16 protein-coding genes and 1 pseudogene are annotated in these 18,662 nt (G+C 41.9%); 9 read left to right on the top strand and 8 right to left on the bottom strand.

What is annotated here, in order from left to right; genetic code table 11:
- Nucleotides 1-72 precede the first annotated feature (72 nt).
- From FK178_RS08690 to FK178_RS08660, 6 genes and pseudogenes are all read right to left on the bottom strand, one after another.
- Complete coding sequence (locus FK178_RS08690) at nt 73-294, bottom strand: DUF2795 domain-containing protein (RefSeq protein ID WP_006989959.1); 222 nt, start codon at nt 292-294, stop codon at nt 73-75.
- Between the two features lie 147 nt (nt 295-441).
- On the bottom strand, nt 442-1,017 hold the full coding sequence (locus FK178_RS08685; protein ID WP_146833616.1) for a cob(I)yrinic acid a,c-diamide adenosyltransferase: 576 nt from the start codon (nt 1,015-1,017) through the stop codon (nt 442-444).
- A 99-nt stretch (nt 1,018-1,116) separates the two neighbouring features.
- Nucleotides 1,117-1,350, bottom strand: coding sequence for a hypothetical protein (locus tag FK178_RS08680; RefSeq protein ID WP_146833612.1), 234 nt, complete (start codon nt 1,348-1,350; stop codon nt 1,117-1,119).
- A gap of 508 nt (nt 1,351-1,858) precedes the next feature.
- Nucleotides 1,859-2,551 carry an ABC transporter ATP-binding protein gene (locus FK178_RS08675; RefSeq protein ID WP_146833609.1) on the bottom strand — a complete coding sequence of 231 codons (693 nt, stop codon included), beginning with the start codon at nt 2,549-2,551 and terminating at the stop codon, nt 1,859-1,861.
- A 45-nt stretch (nt 2,552-2,596) separates the two neighbouring features.
- Nucleotides 2,597-3,537 (bottom strand): annotated as a pseudogene (locus tag FK178_RS15930) (O-methyltransferase).
- 580 nt (nt 3,538-4,117) lie between these two features.
- Nucleotides 4,118-5,980 (bottom strand): ABC-F family ATP-binding cassette domain-containing protein, encoded by a 1,863-nt coding sequence (locus FK178_RS08660; RefSeq protein WP_146833604.1) that lies wholly within the window; start codon nt 5,978-5,980, stop codon nt 4,118-4,120.
- A gap of 272 nt (nt 5,981-6,252) precedes the next feature.
- Between FK178_RS08660 and FK178_RS08655 the strand changes: the two genes are divergently transcribed.
- The 7 genes from FK178_RS08655 to FK178_RS08625 all read left to right on the top strand — a co-directional run bounded on the left by FK178_RS08655 (nt 6,253) and on the right by FK178_RS08625 (nt 13,436).
- Nucleotides 6,253-6,630, top strand: a complete 378-nt coding sequence (locus FK178_RS08655; protein ID WP_146833601.1) for a four helix bundle protein — start codon at nt 6,253-6,255, stop codon at nt 6,628-6,630.
- A gap of 332 nt (nt 6,631-6,962) precedes the next feature.
- Nucleotides 6,963-7,343, top strand: coding sequence for a four helix bundle protein (locus tag FK178_RS08650; RefSeq protein WP_146833598.1), 381 nt, complete (start codon nt 6,963-6,965; stop codon nt 7,341-7,343).
- 95 nt (nt 7,344-7,438) lie between these two features.
- Nucleotides 7,439-8,230, top strand: a complete 792-nt coding sequence (locus tag FK178_RS08645) for a polysaccharide biosynthesis/export family protein (protein WP_146833595.1) — start codon at nt 7,439-7,441, stop codon at nt 8,228-8,230.
- Entirely contained in the window at nt 8,231-10,702 is a 2,472-nt protein-coding gene (locus FK178_RS08640; protein ID WP_146833592.1) for an exopolysaccharide transport family protein, read from the top strand. It abuts the gene before it with no gap.
- Between the two features lie 82 nt (nt 10,703-10,784).
- A complete protein-coding gene (locus tag FK178_RS08635) occupies nt 10,785-11,141 on the top strand; it encodes a four helix bundle protein (protein WP_146833589.1) in 357 nt (118 codons plus the stop codon).
- A gap of 70 nt (nt 11,142-11,211) precedes the next feature.
- Nucleotides 11,212-12,324 carry a GDP-mannose 4,6-dehydratase gene (gene gmd, locus FK178_RS08630; protein WP_146833586.1) on the top strand — a complete coding sequence of 371 codons (1,113 nt, stop codon included), beginning with the start codon at nt 11,212-11,214 and terminating at the stop codon, nt 12,322-12,324.
- A gap of 122 nt (nt 12,325-12,446) precedes the next feature.
- Nucleotides 12,447-13,436: a GDP-L-fucose synthase family protein gene (locus tag FK178_RS08625; protein WP_146833583.1), complete on the top strand. Its 990-nt coding sequence runs from the start codon at nt 12,447-12,449 to the stop codon at nt 13,434-13,436.
- Nucleotides 13,437-13,983: 547 nt separating this feature from the next.
- Here FK178_RS08625 and FK178_RS08615 read toward each other — a convergent pair.
- Both FK178_RS08615 and FK178_RS08610 read right to left on the bottom strand, forming a co-directional pair.
- Nucleotides 13,984-14,367 (bottom strand): hypothetical protein, encoded by a 384-nt coding sequence (locus FK178_RS08615; protein ID WP_146833580.1) that lies wholly within the window; start codon nt 14,365-14,367, stop codon nt 13,984-13,986.
- A 323-nt stretch (nt 14,368-14,690) separates the two neighbouring features.
- Complete coding sequence (locus FK178_RS08610; RefSeq protein ID WP_146833577.1) at nt 14,691-17,099, bottom strand: bifunctional aminotransferase class I/II-fold pyridoxal phosphate-dependent enzyme/GNAT family N-acetyltransferase; 2,409 nt, start codon at nt 17,097-17,099, stop codon at nt 14,691-14,693.
- A gap of 209 nt (nt 17,100-17,308) precedes the next feature.
- On the opposite strand from FK178_RS08610, the gene FK178_RS08605 reads away from it, so the two are divergent.
- Together FK178_RS08605 and FK178_RS08600 are read left to right on the top strand one after the other, a co-directional pair.
- The gene (locus tag FK178_RS08605) at nt 17,309-17,677 is read left to right on the top strand and encodes a DUF7793 family protein (protein WP_146833575.1); all 369 of its coding nucleotides are present in this window, start codon (nt 17,309-17,311) and stop codon (nt 17,675-17,677) included.
- Between the two features lie 17 nt (nt 17,678-17,694).
- Nucleotides 17,695-18,609 (top strand): AraC family transcriptional regulator, encoded by a 915-nt coding sequence (locus tag FK178_RS08600; RefSeq protein ID WP_146833574.1) that lies wholly within the window; start codon nt 17,695-17,697, stop codon nt 18,607-18,609.
- The last annotated feature ends 53 nt before the right edge of the window (nt 18,610-18,662 follow it).

The raw sequence follows: 18,662 nt of genomic DNA, 5'->3' as shown, positions 1-18,662 counted from the left end.
TATAAAGTTCAAATGTACGCAAAAAAAAAGCCTCATTATTGAGACCTTTTTTACTTCCTGCGTCATATTTTGTTAATATTCATCCTCGTTCCAGAGATAATCTTCATCGGTAGGATAATCAGGCCAAATTTCTTCAATAGAGTCGTAAGAGTCCCCTTCATCTTCAATAGACTGAAGGTTTTCTACTACTTCCAGAGGAGCGCCTGTACGTATGGCATAATCGATCAACTCATCTTTTGTTGCCGGCCAGGGTGCATCACTAAGGTAGGATGCTAATTCTAAAGTCCAATACATTGATAATCGGGTTTATATTTTTGCAAAAATAATTTTTTTGCTGTAATGGGCAAGTAAAAAAGCTATTATTTATTCAATAACGTTAAGAACATACTCAAATAAGCAGATAATCTTAAGCCCTGTACTATTTGAGGAGGATACAGACCCTTAATTCCCTTTCTCGGGGATCCATTTTACTTCGTCTGCGTTAAGGTCTTTAGACAACATTCGTGCCAGCACAAAGAGGTAGTCAGAGAGGCGGTTAAGATACATTAAAACCATGTCATCAAAAGGTGAGATCTCGTGTAAAGCGGTTGCCATTCGCTCGGCCCGCCTGCAAACACAGCGTGCTATGTGACAGAATGACACAGATTGGTGGCCCCCCGGTAAAATGAAGTTTGTCATTGGCGGAAGCTCCCCGTTCATACGGTCCATTTCCTGTTCCAGGAGTTCAATGTCTTCCGCTGAAATTCGGGAAATTCCCAGCCTGTCCTTTCCGCTTTTTAGGGTCGCCTTTTCGGGTTCTGTCGCCAGTGTAGAACCTATGGTAAATAATCGGTCCTGAACGCGGTTAAGAATATTCCGGGTATGATCCCCGCAATCCTGATCTTTTAATAAACCTATGTGCGCATTGAGTTCATCAACAGTGCCGTAGCTTTCAATGCGAATATGGTGTTTTGGAACCCGGGTTCCCCCAAAAAGAGAGGTGGTGCCTTTATCTCCGGTTTTAGTGTATATTTTCATGAGGATAATTCAGTTTTTCAAAGATAGAAAATAGAAGGGAGAATTGAGAATGGAGTAGTGAGTATTGAGATGACGCAACTGGGAATTAAGGACCTGTGTTCAAAATTTCCTCTTATCGTCCCAGCGCTCGCGGTAAGTTTCACGGTCGGTGGTTTCTTCCCCACCTAAAGACGGATTTTTTTCGCGTTGCCGCTCTTTATAGCGGGTTTTAAAATCCCGCGACCTTCTGTCTCTTTTTGACTGATTGGGTTTGAGGAATTTCCACAGAAAATAAAGGATCGCGATGAAGATCAACGGTCCGTATGTCCACCCGTCATGTGAAAAATCAAACATTTTTTAAAGATTTGGTTTGACCCTACAAGTTACGGAAAAAAATAATCGCTGCGTTCAGTTCAAGGTTCAAGGTTTAAGCCAGTAAGAAAATCTCTTTTAATAAAAATTTCTAAAAGGTATTTATTTTTGTCTAACGTCTAACGTCTAACATCTAACGTCTAACATCTAACGTCTACAGCTGCCGCTTGTAGCGTCATCTTCAAAATGACAAATTATCCCAATTGTCATCCTGAGCGGAGCGAAGGATCTCAAAGAACCTGAGAACATTCTCTTTTTACAAAATTTATTTGGAGGATTTTTAATTTTTTTGTTTAACGTCTACCGTCTACCGTCTACCGTCATCTTCAGAATGACAAATTATCCCAATTGTCATCCTGAGCGGAGCGAAGGATCTCAAAGAACCTGAGAATATTCACTTTTAGAAAATTTATCTAAAGGATTTTTAATTTTGTCTAACGTCTAACGTCTAACGTCTAACGTCTAACGTCTACCGTCTACAGTCTACAGTCTACCGTCTAACCGGACTTTCATCGCTCTCAATAACCCCGTCTCTAAGTCTAATCACGCGGTGAGCGTGCATAGCAACTTCTTCCTCATGGGTTACCAGGATCACGGTATTTCCTGCTTTATGGATCTCATCAAACAGGTGCATGATTTCGAGAGAAGTAATAGAATCCAGGTTTCCCGTGGGTTCATCGGCAAGAATTATGGAAGGTTTGTTCACCAGGGCACGGCCTACGGCAACCCGCTGCCGCTGACCCCCGGAAAGCTGATTGGGTTTATGGTCCATCCTGTCGGCCAGGCCAACATCAGTTAAAACCTGGGTAGCACGTTCAGTTCGGGCGGCTTTCGATGCACCGGCATAAACCATTGGTAAGGCTACATTTTCAAGTGCGGTGGTCCTGGGTAAGAGGTTAAAGGTTTGAAATACGAATCCTATTTCCTTATTTCTTATTTCGGCAAGTTCATCATCGCTCATTTTGCTAACATCTTTTCCGTTCAGGACATAGCTTCCGGCTGTTGGAGTATCCAGACAGCCCAGCAGATTCATAAGGGTAGATTTTCCCGAACCTGAGGGTCCCATGAAAGCAACGTACTCGCCACGCTCAATTTCCAGATTAATGCCCTTTAAAACTTTTATGATCTCGTGCCCCAGCGGAAAATCGCGGGTTATATTGCGTAGTTCAATAACCTTGCTCATAGAATGATTTTGTAATGCCTGTATGACGCAGCTTTCCCTGCTTTGTTACAATCTTATAATAAAATGCTCCTTTTCCTGTTCCTGCCTGAAAAAAACGATCCCCCAAAAAAATGAATCTATTGTAACCCTCACCCGTTGATGAGACTTGATCTCTTCCCAGGCTTCCTCCATTCCTTTAGACCAATGTATGTCATCAAAAATAAAAACCGACTCATTATGCGCCAGCGGCAACAACATTTCGAAATACTTCAGGGTAGTTTCCTTTTGGTGATTGCCGTCAAAGTAAATAAGGTCAGTTGTCAGTTGTGAGTTGTCGGTTGTAGGCCTGCCTGCGGCAGGCAGGTTGTCGGTTATCAATTGTCGGATGTCAGTTGTCTGTTGGCGGTTGTCAGTTAGGGTTTGGTCGTTAATTGTAGTTTGTTGTTCAGTTTTTGGAATTAGAAAGTTTTGCTCCCCCTTTGGGGGTTGGGGGCTTCTCCTCGGTCCCCTTCCAACAGCTCCTCAAAACTCCCAACTTCTAAAGATATATTATCAAGATCAAATCTATCAAAATACTCTCCCGCCACCCCCGCGGTTTCAGGACAGCCCTCGAGGGTAGTGAGCTTCACTCTGTTTCCGGCAGCGATTGCTGCGGAAGATATCCCTACGGAAGTTCCCAACTCCAGCGCCGATCTAATATTAAAATAGGAGGTAAGTTTGTTCAGCAAAAAAGCCCTTTTTTTAGTAATACCTGCATTTTTAGCTATATCAGAAACCCGGCGGGCGTTGCTTTTAAATACCCTGCTTCCCGCTCCAAAATCCCTCACATTGATTATTCTGTGATCCTGCTTTATAGCTTTTATAAATGCTGAAATGGTTACAAAAGCCGGCCTTTTTTCTTTTGTGTAAAGGCACTTTGTGAGGAGATTGTAAACAAAGGGAGAATGCACCCCATGCTGATTGGTAGAGCGAAACAGAAATTTTATATAAGCGAGTACCAGGTGCAAATTTTTCTTGTGGATGTGGATCGAAAAGGTAAAAATAAGAAAAGATTCATGGAACTAAAGGGACAGTGTAAATATTACAATATATAGAATACATCAAAAAAAGTTTCCCGCAAAAGATGCAGATTTTCGCAGAACAAGGATTCCCGCAGATCTCACAGAAAAAAAGCAGATGGCCGCAGATTTTTAATGAGATTTGTACCATATTTCCGGAATAACCTTTCGTCTTAATTGGTTGAAAAATTGGAAGTAAATGGAGGATGTCGTCTACCAATTAATCCACCCCGCCCGTAACGTTCGGGCGGACTTCCCTTGGAAAGGGATGGAGCTTTTGTTTTAAATTAAATGAGATGATTTAGTTTTATTACAATGTACTTCAAATAATTTCAGGACTTTCTTAATCGAAGTTCCACTCTCCAACTTTCCTCTCCGGAATTGATTTAATATTTTTCAGCTATTTTTCCTCCTTCTTAACACTCTTCGGGAGAACATTGTACATATTACAATTATACAATTAACAGCAAAAAAACCATCCTACCATCCGACCATCATAAGATCAAACCATCAACCTGCCTCCGGCGGCCTACCTGCTTCCCAACTCAAACCATCGTTCTTCCTTCGCCTCCAGTTCATCTTTTACCCGTTGAAGTTCAATGGAGGTTTTTTCGATCTCTTCCACACTTAAATTTTCCAGGAATTTGTCCTGGAGGGTGATCTTGCGTTTTTCCAGATTGGCGATCTCTTTCTCGAGTTTGCCGAATTCCTTCTTTTCGTTGTATGTGAGTCCGCCGGAGGTATCTTTGGTTTGCTTTTGCTGCTTTACTTCTGGCGCAGGTTGCTTTGAGGCATTCTGACTTTCGGCTATCTGCGCGGCTTCGTATTCGCGGTAATCGGAGTAATTTCCGGGGAAATCCAGGATCTCGGTATTGCCTTTGAATACGAACAGGTGATCTACGATTTTATCCATAAAATACCTGTCGTGGGAAACCACCACCAGGCAGCCCGGGAAATCAAGCAGGAAATTCTCGAGCACGTTAAGGGTTACAATGTCAAGATCGTTTGTAGGCTCATCGAGAATAAGGAAATTGGGATTTTGGATAAGAACGGTACACAGGTACAAACGCTTGCGCTCGCCCCCGCTTAATTTTTCTACAAAATCATATTGTTTCTTACGGTCAAAAAGGAAGCGCTCCAGCAATTGCCCTGCCGATATCTGCCGGCCTTTGGCCAGGGGAATAAATTCGCCAAAATCCTTGATCACATCAATTACTTTCTGCCCCGGCTTGGCCTGTATCCCGCCCTGGGTGTAATACCCAAATTTAATGGTATCACCAATGATCACTTTTCCCGAGTCGGGCTTGATCTTGCCGGTAAGAATGTTCAAAAATGTAGATTTCCCTGTTCCGTTTTTACCTATGATGCCAATGCGTTCTCCTTTCAGGAAATTATATTCGAATTTATCTAAAATGGGCTTTTCTTCATAGCTCTTGGAGATCTTGTGAAGCTCTACGATCTTGCTTCCCAGGCGCTCCATATTTATCTCCAGCTGGACCTGGTGATCATTCCGGCGTTTGGAAGCACGGTCCTTGATCTCATGAAAATCGTCTATTCGTGACTTGCTTTTGGTAGTTCGCGCCTTTGGCTGCCTGCGCATCCAGTCCAGTTCTTTTTTGAAGAGTTGCTTGGCTTTATCTGTATTAATCTGGTCTACCGCAATGCGGGCGTCCTTTTTATCAAGGTAATAGGAATAGTTTCCTTTATAGGTAAAAAGTTGTCCTTCTTCCAGCTCCACGATCTCATTACACACACGCTCCAGGAAATACCTGTCATGCGTAACCATGAAAATGGTAAAATTCTCTTTTCTAAAATATTCCTCCAGCCACTCGATCATATCCAGGTCAAGGTGGTTGGTAGGCTCATCCATGATGATGAAATCGGGTTTATGAAGCAACATATTTGCCAAAGCAAGCCGTTTCTTTTGCCCTCCTGAAAGATCACCAACCAGCTTATGCAGGTCTTCCAGCTGAAGTTTAAACAGGATCTGTTTATACTGGGTCTCAAAGTCCCAGGCCTGGTGGCGCTCCATATCCTCAAAAGCAGCCTGGTAAGCATCCGCATCATTAGGATTTTCAAGGGCCTTTTCATAGCGGGCAATGGTGCGAAGGATCTCGTTCTCTCCTGCAAAAATGGTTTGCTCGATGGTAAGATTAGGATCCAGGTCCGGTTCCTGTGCAAGGAAAGCAGTTGTGATCTCCTTCCGGTACACCACCCGGCCATCGTCGGGGGCATCCGTCCCTGCAAGGATATGTAGAAGGGAGGTTTTTCCCGTACCATTCTTGGCCACGAAACCTACTTTTTGTCCTTGGTTTATTCCGAAGGAAAGATCTTTAAACAACTTGAGCTCGCCGTAAGATTTGCTAATATTTTCAACCGATAAATAATTCACAGAATAATTTTTTGCAAAAATAGTCAGAATTTGTTGAGATAGAGGGAGAATGGATTTATTATTTTAGTGGAAGAGTAGACAGAGGTCGGTGGACGGAGGACAGTTAGCAGGGGTTAATGCATAGAGGACCGTTGGGTTGAGTGGACGGAGAATAGAGGACAGAGGACTCCGTGGAGGCATTTAAGAAGAAATCTTCCCACTGCCCTCTTAACTCTATTTTTAGGGGTCAGAGGATAGGGGAAATAGATATTGAAAATCAATTTATATATGATATGAGTAAAGACGTTCATTTTAGTTTTGAAGACTTAAAGGTTTATCAAAGGGCTCTGGACTTTACAGATTTTGTCTATAGTCTTACAGCCACTTTTCCAAGGGAAGAATTGTATGGATTACGATCCCAGTTTAACCGGGCTGCTGTTTCAATTGCTTTAAACACCGCGGAAGGTTCCGGAAATTCGGACTTGCAGTTCAACCGCTTTTTACAAATGGCAGACGATTCTCTTCGGGAATGTATTACGTGTTCCACAATAGCACATAGAAGATCTTTCATAAGTTCCGAAGAAAATCAAAAGGTTCGGGAGATGCTTCTGGAAATCTTCAAAATGATCAAATCCCTTCAAAAATATCTCAAATCAAAAAAGGAGAAATAATCTTTTAGGTGGTCGGTGGTCAGTGGAGGGGTTGCAGTTGAAAGAAAAGGAAATGGAGATTCAGGAGCTCAACCTTCGTTTCTAATTATTATAGGCGCAAAGCGCTACTACAAATTTCACTGACCTCTGTCCTCTGTCCACCGCCCACTATCCTCTTGCGTCTGTCCTCTGTCCCCAGTCCACTAAACCAAAGACTACAGACTATCTAAAAGAAAATTTTATTATTACCTCACAACAGCTATATTTGTTTTATAACATAATATTAAGAACCAGAGATAGTTTATTAGTCATTAGTCGTTAGAGGGTAGAATTTAGACGGGAATAAAAATAGTATGGAGGAGGGATCACACTTTAGTTTTGAAAATCTTCAGGTTTATCAAAAATCCCTTGATTTTGTTGATTTGGTTTATGAGATAACTAAGGAATTCCCTAAAGCTGAGTTGTATAATTTAACTTCTCAATTTAAAAGGGCGGCCGTTTCAATTGCTTTAAATTTGGCAGAAGGAGCGGGAGATTCAAACGCCCAGTTTAGCCGATTTCTACAAATATCCCTGGATTCTGTAAAAGAATGTGTAGTTTGTTCAACAATAGCCAAACGGCAGAGATATATAGCGGAAGAAAAGGATTTGAAATTACGGACTAAACTGGCGGAACTTTCTAAAATGATATCTAGCCTGAAAAAATACCTGAAAGGTAACCCCAATACAAAATAAGCATGCCGCAGGCAGGCCAACTAAAGACTACAGACTAATGACTAACGACTAACGACTACAGACTAACAACTAACAACTAACGACTAATCGCCCATATGAACCAAAAATACCTGCTATACCTCCTTTTAATCTTGCTTAGTACTTCATGCATCTCCACCAAAAAGATCACCTATTTACAAGCAGAGGAGACTGCGGTAGATAGTGTTCTAACCATTCAGCGGCTGCAAAAGCCCTACAGGATCCAGGTGAATGATCTGCTGAGTATACGGGTGAAGGCACTGGACCAGGAACTGGTGGGAATGTTTAATCCTATTGGAGAGGCAAATCCCGGGGCGACAGGAGAGGAGTCCATGTATTATGACGGTTTTACGGTAGACCACCAGGGGAATATAAGGGTGCCCACCCTGGGGAAGCTCAATGTACTGGGTTTAACGGTAGAGGAAGTGCAGGAAAATGTGGAGAAGGAGCTGCTGGACCAGTATTTTAAGGAAGAAGCAAATATATTTGTAACCGTGAAACTTGCGGGAATACGATACACAACCCTGGGAGAAATTGGCACGGGGAGTCAGGTGGTGTATAAGGAACAGGTCACTATTATGGAAGCTGTGGCAAACGCGGGAGGAATAACCGAATTTGGCGATATGACAGATGTGAAGATCATCAGGCAATATCCTGGCGGGGGAGAGAAGATTCACAGTATTAACCTTACGAGTATAAACGCGACTAAAAGTCCGTATTATTACATTCAGCCGAACGACCTTATTCTTGTGAACCCGCTTCCGCAGAAAGCCCTGGGGCTGGGAACCACGGGTATGGATAATTTTAGAACCGTTCTTACAGTATTTACTGCTTTAACATCAATTATTTTACTAAGCACCAGATTATAAATGGCACATGAAGATGATCATATAAGTGATGTAGGTTCAACTTTTGACTTTAAGGGCTTTGTGCTTAAAGTGATAAGTTACTGGCAGCTTATTTTAATTTCGGTGGGGATAAGCCTTGCGGTGGCTTATTATAACAATGTGCGCAAGCTGCCGGTGTACCAGCTTGGAAATTCCATTTCCATTAAGGACGACCAGAACCCTTTCTTTACCTCAACAACAAGTTTGACCTTTAACTGGGGAGGAACTTCAGATAAGGTAAATACCGCCATCACTATTTTGAGGTCGCGTTCTCATAATGAGGAAGTGGTAGAGCGGCTTCAGTATTATATAAATTATCAGCAGGAGGGTGAGTACCAGCGGGTAAATGCCTATGGTTTCACTCCTTTTATTGTAAAAGCCGATACCTCCAGGGCCCAGGCCGTGAATTTACCCATCACGATCACCTTTAAAGATGAGGTTACCTTCAATTTAAAAGCCGATGTCCCTGCTACCATTCAAACGCAGAATTACGGTTCCAAAGAAAAGGGCAGTCTAAGCCTGGAACCTCAGGAATTCAGCCGCGATTTTAAAGTGGGAGAACCTATTATGCTGCCGTTTTTCAGCGGGGTGCTCAACAGGTCCAATCAGGCGCTGCAGCCGGGGAAGCCTTTCTATATTACTTTTCAGAATTTTGACGGGATTGCCGCCCGGTATATGGGAGTTTCGGTATCCCCGGAATCTCAGAATTCCTCGGTGCTTAAACTTAGTTTAACCGGTGATAATAAGGCCCAGATCGTTGATTACCTCAACGGTACTGTGGCAGTGTTAAGCCAGAATATGCTCGCGCGAAAAAACCTATTTGCCACCAAGACCATCAGGTTTATAGATAGTAGTCTCGCGGTAAAATCTCAGGAATTGCAACTCGTGGAAGACGAGCTTAACCTCTTTAGAAACAGGAATGCCTTCCTGGATATTTCTTCGGAAAATTCTGAGCTCTCCAACAAGATCTCAACGTTGGATGTGCGCAAGGAAGACCTAAGGAGGCAAATAGCTTATTACAATTCCCTTGAAAATTATCTTCAAACCCGTAATGATTATTCCAGCGTTCCCGCTCCTTCAGTAGCAGGGATTGCTGAAGGAAGTATTGTGAGCGGCGTTGGCCGCATTTTGCAACTGGCAGAAGAGCGCAGCAAATATCAATATTCCCTCAAGGAAAATTCTCCCGTGTTTGCCGATATTGACCGGCAGATCAATTCTGTAAAAACCGTATTGCTCGAGAATATTGCTTCTACCAAAAGCCTTCAGCAAACAGAGCTGAACGATATAAACCGGCAGATCAATATTGCTGAGGGCGAAATACGCAAACTTCCGCAGGAGGAGCAGGACCTGCTCAAAATTCAGCGGCAGTATAACATAAGTGAGAAAACCTACAATCTATTTCTGGAAAAACGAAGCGAGGCAGGGCTCATAAAAGCGGCCAATGTGAGCGATGTAATGATCATTGACAACGCAAAAGACACCGGTGGCGGCCAGATTGGCCCAAACACCCAGCTTAATTATGTGATGGCGCTTATGGTAGGAGGGGTAATCCCGCTTACGTTTGTGTTCCTGCTGGTATTCCTGAACACCAACGTTCACAATGCCAATGAAATTTCACGATTATCACCCATCCCAATCCTGGGTCTTATTGGTAAGAATAAATCTACCAACAACCTGGTGGTGTTTGATAAGCAGAAATCGGCAATAGCCGAGAGTTTCCGGGGGCTGCGAAGTAGTCTGCAGTTCATGTACAGGAAACAGGGAGTCACCGGCTCCAAGACCGTTCTTATTACCTCCTCGGTTTCGGGAGAGGGAAAAACTTTCTGTGCGATGAACCTGGCAACGGTTTTTGCCTTAAGCGAGAAGAAAACCGTGCTGGTGGGTCTCGATCTTCGGAAGCCTAAGATCTTTGACGATTTTGAGCTGGAGAATGAAGCCGGGGTGGTGAATTATCTTATTGGCAACAACACGGTTGAAGATATAATCCAGCCCAGTAAGATCCCGCACCTTGACGTGATCACCGCAGGGCCCATTCCTCCAAACCCTTCAGAATTATTGATGACGGACCAGATGGAGGTTTTAATGGACGAGCTCAAGCAGCGCTATGATTATATTATCCTGGATACCCCGCCAATAGGCATCGTGGCCGATGCTATGAACCTGGTAAAATATGCCGATGCCACCCTGTACCTAATTCGCCAGGATTACACCAAACGCGGAATGCTGGAAAGCATCAACGAGAAATACAACAAGGGAGAGATCAAGAACATAAGCTTCGTGCTCAACTACTTTGTTCACCGCGCGAAATACGGTTATGGCTATGGTTATGGTTACGGCTACGGCTATGGTTACGGCTACGCGTACAACCGCTACACCAAAGGCTACAATGACGGCGTAAATCCTATGGAGAAATGGAAGAAAATGTGGAGGAAGGCGATGAGGAATTTTGAATAGTTAATAGTGAATAGGAAATAGTGAGTAGGAAGTAGTGAATAGTAAATGGTGAATAGTGAATAGGAATTAGAAAATAGGGTATATGGATCATAAGGATTTGGATGTATGGAAGAAGTCTATGGATCTTGTGGAGGAAATTTACCGGGTAACAAAAGAATTTCCTGATCACGAGAGATATGGTTTAACTAATCAAATCCGCAGATCTGCTGTTTCTATACCCTCCAACATAGCTGAAGGATCCGGTCGAAAAGGAGATAAAGAATTACTCCAATTTCTTAGCTTTGCCTTAGGGTCATTAGCTGAAGTTGAAACCCAATTAATAATTGCCGTGAGATTAGTTTATGTGAATGAAATAGATTCCACTCTTGACCTCATCACTGAAGTAAGAAAGCTAACGCTCGGATATAGAAATTATATATTGAAAAAATCAAAACTCTAATCACTAATCACCATTCACCCATCCCTAGAATGAAATCTAATCACGATTCACTATTCACTAATTCCTAAAAATGAAAAAAGCACTAATAACAGGAATAACCGGCCAGGACGGGGCTTATTTAGCCGAATTACTTTTGGGGAAGGGATATGAGGTGCACGGGATCAAGAGGCGGTCATCTTTGTTCAATACTAACAGGATAGACCATTTATACCAGGATCCGCATGAGAAGAATATAAAGTTCAAGCTTCATTACGGCGACCTGAGCGACTCGATGAACCTTACCCGCATAATTCAGGAGGTACAACCCGATGAGATCTATAATTTGGGTGCAATGTCTCACGTAAAAGTGAGTTTTGATACCCCGGAATATACTGCCAATGTTGATGGCCTGGGAACGCTGCGCATTCTGGAAGCGGTGCGTTTGCTTGGCCTGACGGAAAAGACAAAGATCTATCAGGCCTCGACTTCCGAGTTGTATGGGCTCGTGCAGCAGGTGCCGCAAACAGAAAACACGCCTTTTTATCCGCGCAGTCCGTATGGGGTGGCAAAATTATACGCCTACTGGATCACCGTGAATTACCGGGAAGCTTATAATATGTTCGCATGTAACGGGATATTGTTCAACCATGAATCGCCCATAAGAGGGGAGACCTTCGTTACCCGCAAGATCACCCGTGCAGCCTCAAGGATAGCCCTGGGAATGCAGGAAACACTCTTTTTAGGAAACCTTGATGCAAGGAGGGATTGGGGCCATGCAAAGGATTATGTGGAGGCTATGTGGCTTATGTTGCAGCAGGAGAAAGCCGAGGATTATGTAATTGCTTCCGGTATCACCACCTCAGTGCGGGATTTTGTAGAAATGGCATTTTCTGAAGTAGGTATAAAATTAGCTTTCCGCGGAAAGGGCATAGAGGAGGAGGGAGTAGTTGTTTCCTGCTCCAATCCCGATTTTCAGCTTGCGGAAGGAAAAGTAGTGGTGAAAATAGATCCTGAATATCACCGGCCCACGGAAGTGGATCTGCTTATAGGCGATGCCTCCAAATGCAGGGAAAAACTCAACTGGCAACCAAAATATGACCTGGCACAACTCATTCAGGAAATGATGGCCGCTGATGTTGCTCTTTTCAAGAGAGAAAAATATTTAAAAGATGGTGGGCATGATACGCTCACCTACCGGGAGTAGGTTAAAAAGTTAGGAGTTATGAGTTAGGAATTATGAGCTTGCCTGAAGAAAGTTACTTCGTCACTTCGTCACTTCGTTACTCCGTCACTTTAAGATATTTTAAAATAAATCCAATAAACTAAATGGAAGTATCTTCCAAAATATACATCGCCGGGCATAAAGGAATGGTAGGCTCTGCACTGGTTAGGAAACTGAAGTCGGAAGGTTTTTCAAATCTCGTGCTGAGATCCTCGGCCGACCTTGATCTAACCAATCAGCAGGCGGTAAAGGAATTTTTTGAGGAGGAAAAACCAGATTATGTATTCCTTGCAGCCGCGAAAGTAGGAGGCATAGTTGCAAATTCCACGTACCCCGCACAGTTTTTATATGAAAACCTGATGATCCAGAACAACGTGATCCACCGGAGTTATGTGAGCGGAGTGAAGAAATTGTTGTTCCTGGCGTCCTCCTGCATCTATCCGAAACTCGCTCCCCAGCCCATTAAAGAGGAATATCTGCTCACCGGCAGTCTGGAAGAAACCAACGAGGCTTATGCCATTGCCAAGATCGCAGGGGTAAAAATGTGCGAAGCATATAACAGGCAATATGGCTGTGATTTCATTTCGGTGATGCCTACCAATTTGTACGGCCCTAATGACAATTATGACCTTGAAACCTCTCACGTACTTCCGGCATTGCTGCGCAAATTCCACGAAGCTAAAATTAAAATGCTTTCTAAAACTGGCCCTGGCAATAATGTCCCTGGTCATAGTGAGCTTGTCGATAGTGAGCTTGTCGAACTATGGGGCACCGGTGAACCCCGGCGCGAATTCCTTCATGTAGACGATCTCGCCAACGCCTGTTTTCATTTGATGCAAACTTACCAAGGCAATACCAGTGTGAATATAGGCACGGGAAAGGATATTTCTATTAAGGACCTGGCAGAGCTTATTAAAAATATCACCGGCTACACAGGAGAGATCACCTGGAACAATTCAAAACCCGACGGCACTCCGCGAAAGTTGCTGGATGTTTCCCTGATCCATAGTTTGGGTTGGGAGCACAAAATAGGATTGGAAGAGGGGATAAGGCGGGTGTATGAAGAGGAATTTTTGAGAGACGGTAGTAGTTAGTCTTTAGAACATAGAGAGAATAGTAACTTGATTGTATATTGTATATCGTAAATTGTGGAAGTGAGGGTTAATAGTTTTCCCCTTTGCGAAGGGGGGGGTAACTGTAGGCCGGGTTGGTATTTTATCTCTTATCCCGTACCTCGACCTTTTTGTCATCCTGAGGCGCCTTCAAGGCGATGAAGGATTTTTGTCGTATCGCCAATAAGGATCAAACTTTCTAAAACTTTCACGGGCATAAGCCTGGAATCATATCAATTAGTGGTATGAAGGTTCAACAATCATATAAATTTCTCTATAAGATATATTGTAAATCAAATCCAATCAAGGAAGTCTTTTTTAGATAACCCAAGTTGTTTTAATGCATTTTTGATAATAAATTCTGGAACCGGGTCAACGTGTGTTTGGACTGTTATTGGTCTCAAAAGATCCTTCCTTGACCAATGTTCATGGCCACCAGTGATTCGGTTGCAGGCACACCCCTGTTCTTTTAAAAAATCGCGATATAATTTAAGTGGTATATTTCTTAAATGTTTTGAAGACATGAAAGTTAATAGGCGAATTCAACGTCTTCTCTGGAAACCTTATAACTTTTATTATTTACGATTTCATTGTAAAGAGGATTGATCGACACTAAATCTGAATCCTTGGGGGGATTAAATTTGGGTTTCTTTTTTGAACCTTTAATGTCCCATCCTAATTCTTTAAGAACTTTGTCTAAAGTTTTCTTATTATTCGTATAACGAAAAAATTCATGAAGTGCTTCCCAAAAAGACTGCTTCGCTTCAGATTGGGTATAACCATAACCACTTAAATCCAAGGCTGGAGAATAAATTATTGTAACATTATCTTCTTCAAATTCTACTAATGAAAGCCCTACGTGGTATTTTTCATTCTTAAAACCTAAATCAGCAGTTAAATGTAAACTAGACATAAAGAATTTATTACGGAATCAAATATATATAAAATTAAAAAACAATTGCCACGACCTATTTAAAAGATAGCTAATTCTTTCCTAAAAAATATCTTATTGCATCCTTTCAATATGAAGTCGGTAAAGTATTGGTTTAATTACAACTTGGAATGGTATAACAAGGCAGGATAGGTTTAATTTTAACTGTAGGAAACCCCTAATAGCTTCCTTTTACCACACACCGTACATTTTTCAACACACAACCGATAACCTTCCTGGTTCATATCAATCATTTTTCCCCAAAAATCATTCAACCAACCGAAAATGTAACCTACAACCTCTTTTCACCCCTTCCTCAACCACTCCAGGGCCTCAAGTGCAAAATTATCTTTTGTTTGGATGTAAGCACATCGTTCTTTGACCTGCGCCCCAACTTTTCTTTTTTCAAATCCGGCTGTTAAGCCAAAATCGATGCGGGAAATGCCCAACTCCTTAGCCCTAAGAATTGTTTGGTATAATAGCTGCCTGTAAACATTATATTCCCTGGAGAATTCATAATCCATTCCTATTACTGCAGGAGTATAAATATTATTTGAGTTTTTATAGCAAAACATTACCCCCACCTGGAGCATATCTTTTTCTTTCAGGTATGTCATGATGAACTCCCATTGAGGAGATGAATTCATATGCTCAAATAGTGCACGCGGATAACCAAATGTATTGAGTCCTAAGTTATTTTTCTTTACTGCTAAATAGAGCGCATAGCTTTTCTCCAATTCTCCGGGGGTTATAGTCTGCTTAACCCGGATGTTAAATTTATCTTTGTAGGCTTCAATATCTTTCCTGAAATGTTTCCTGGAACTTTTGCTAAGGGTTTCAAAGTAGGAGACTTCATTTTCCCAATCAAATTCTCTGTAAACAGCAGCTTCAGGCATCGCAATTTGAACAAAACCTTTGTTGTGAAGATAAGATTTCAATGCTGTGTTTTGCGGGTCGAAATCCCGCAGGATCAAAAATTGGGGTTTTAATTTCTTTTCCAGTGCTTCCAGTTGCTCAAGTAATAAATTAAAAGCTTCTTTCCAGCTGCTTTCTTCCTGGCATAAATATAAATGCTCTCCCTCAGTTATCATGGAGCCCATACTTAGACAGTAACTGGTATGATAATAAGGTTTTGTTTCCCTCGCTTTTTCTATTTTTAATGAAACCGATTCCGGTGCCAGCATATCTTCTTTCCATAATCCATAAGAAAAAAAGGTGGCCAGGATACACCTTTCATTTTCATCTTTTACCACATAATAAAAGAATTCAATGTTATGCTCTGGGGAATCATTATTCCTAAATATTTTTTCTAAAAATTTAAGGCCATTCCAATCATAGAAACCATGGTTTCCCACAGTATTATTCCAAAGTTCAGGATCTATATGTTCAATAGAATTATAGGTTTCGAGTTTGAGATTTGATGTCGGTTTTATTTGTCTGTCTAAATTTTTATTGAACCTTCCAAAAGCGAAATTCACACGGTCCAGGTTGGTATGGGTATCCTCAAGGGCTTTTGGAAATTGATATTCCAGGGCTTCCGCCAATGCCTTGATTTCCTCCTTTTGATTATGCCTGGAAATTGTAATTCTTAGACCGGTATTCTTTACCGGGACAGCAGGGTAAATCCCCGTGTTAACGTAGAAGCCCGACTGCATAAGCCGGTTCACCAGATTAAAACCTGTTTCCGGCATTCCTGCTCCTATATAAAATACAGGAGAATCATTAACCGTTATTAATGGAAGGTTTGTTTTCAGCAAACATTCATTAAAGTAGTTGATACGTTCACCAAGCTCTGCCTGCATTGTATAAATCTCGGGGCTTAAATGAATTTTGGCTGATGCAATGGCTGCCCCTACAGATGCCGGTTCCAATTGAACAGAGAAGGTGAGTGGCCCGCCAAAATTCTTTATTCTTTGGTGTATATTATTATCATTGCACACAAAAACGGCCCCGCTTGCACCAAAGGTTTTACTAAGTGTTCCCATAAGGACAACTTTATCGGGCAGCTCTTTTAAAACACTCAATACATAACCGCTACCGTTTTCTCCTTTCCAGCTCATCCCGTGTACATCATCAAAATAAATATGAAGTTGAGGATACTTATTGCAGAGCTGCATAATTTCCTTAATAGGGGCATAATCTCCATACATGGAGTAAATACCGTCTGCCATATACCATATCTTTTTACACCTGGATTGCAGCTTTTTTATCTTGTCTTCCAACATTTCCAGGTTGTTGTGACGTATCATTTCTACGGGAACAGACCGGAGTTTCAAGGGATTCACAGCACTTTGAACACTCCAGTGCACCTGGTGGTCCAGGATAACGCCATCACTATCATCAACAATAGATGGAATTACTCCCAGGTGACCCAGGGTGCTATTTTTAGTTATAACCACAGGGCTGTTGAAAATATCTCCCATCAGGGATTCCAGTTGGGCGTAGAGGGGATGAGATACATAGGATTTGGAGAGGGGAAATTGGGAGCCGTAAGCCTCAATAGCCTTAATGGCTCCCTGTTTTAATCTTTGGTCCTGCTCCAAACCCAGGTATCCGGTAGTACCAAAGTGATAGAGGTGTTTACCTTTGATCTGGATCTGCCTGCCATTTAAACTGTCCCCCTCAGCATAAAGATGTAATGCGCCAGATTCCTTTGCGTTAGTCATTACAGATACTACGGTGTCCAGAAGGTTATTATGTTTAATCTTTGCCATAGGTGTTTTTTTAGCTCGTATTAAACTAATAAAAGAAAGCGAAGATTGTAATTGACTGGATATAAATTGCCTTTTAAGGCCAATGCTGCACTTTATGGACAAATATCTTAAAATGTTGACCTTTCCAATGTTTTTGCTCCTTTAGGTAAATTAGCCACCTAAAAATCAATGGTTTTTTTGCTTATTTTAGAAAGATTAATTGGTTTCTTATGATTAGAGGGGAGGATTATGCTCATTTTTGGGTAGAGGAAGGTATTTTACATTTTGTATATAAACCAAATTCGCTCATTGATGTAGAAGCTGCAAGGGCAGTAGTTAGAGACAGGCTTCGTTTCCAGAACGGGGTGTCCTATCCAATTTTATGTGATATAAGGCTATTAAAGACAGCCAATAAAGCGGCACGGGAATACCTTGCAGAACAGGGATGTATTAATGCCCTCGCAGTAGCACTTCTTATTGAGAAGGAATATTCCGGCACCTTAAGTCAGGCTTTTATAAAAATAAGTAATCCCACAGTCCCAACCAGGGAGTTTACTACTGAAACAGATGCCCTGGACTTTCTTCACAACTTCCGGTAATATTTAAATCATAAAATATGAAAACCGCTTTTTCAAAACGACGCCTGCAGGAAATCCTGGAATTCATTAGTGAAATTACTTTTGGGAACTACACCTATACCTTGCCCTTAAGGAACCAGAAGGATGAACTGGAACAAATAGTTATAAGGTTGAATACGATGGTAGAAGAAGTTGATACTGCCGTTCACAAGATCGATCATTCAAAAAGCAAGGAGGTTATTGAGAATCTAACCTTCAACCTTGACCGTAACATGCATATATGTTCGTATTCAGATAATGTGGGGGTAGTGCTTAAGTACACCAAAAAGGAACTGTTATATAAGCATGTGAAGTTGTTTGTAGGTGAAGACACCCGGTTGCCCGAGGATCTTGACCGGCTCTTACAACGGGCCATTAATGGAGACTATTCTTTCAATGTAGAATTCAGGCACAACAATGGATATTACTGGACTGGGAAGGGATATTTACATCACCTGGTATCTGCTGATAAAAATTGCTATACACTCTCTGTTTTTAAGGCTGTACATTACAATGAAAAACTAAAAAGTGATCTTAAGGATCCTAAAAAGAGAGGAGATTATCCCAGTGAAAATCGCAGCCTGCTTCTTAGGGACCAGCGCAAGCTGGTAAATGAATTGGATAAATATGTGATGACCCGGCTGGACAGGAGATTAAAAAACATCTCAGTAATTGCCAAAGCTGTAGGTGGCAGTGAAACCAAGATCAAAGCCATCTTCAAGAAGAACTATGGCGACACTATTTATAACTATCACAAGCGCAAGCGCCTGGAAAAGGCCTATATGTTGTTAAGGGACACGGGTTTGCCAATTAATGAAATAGCAGAGGAATGTGGCTTTATAGAATTCTCCCATTTCTCAAGATCCTTTAAAAAGGAATATGGGGTAACTCCTACCCGTGTAAGAGAATCCTGAACAAAAAACTTTAGAGACCAAACTTATAACTTCCCGCGCCAGTGACGGGCGCT

Source organism: Antarcticibacterium arcticum, from assembly GCF_007993795.1.
Classification (GTDB): Bacteria; Bacteroidota; Bacteroidia; order Flavobacteriales; family Flavobacteriaceae; genus Gillisia; species Gillisia arctica.
Note: the sequence above shows the minus strand (reverse complement) of the source record. Positions and strands in the feature narration are given on the sequence as shown.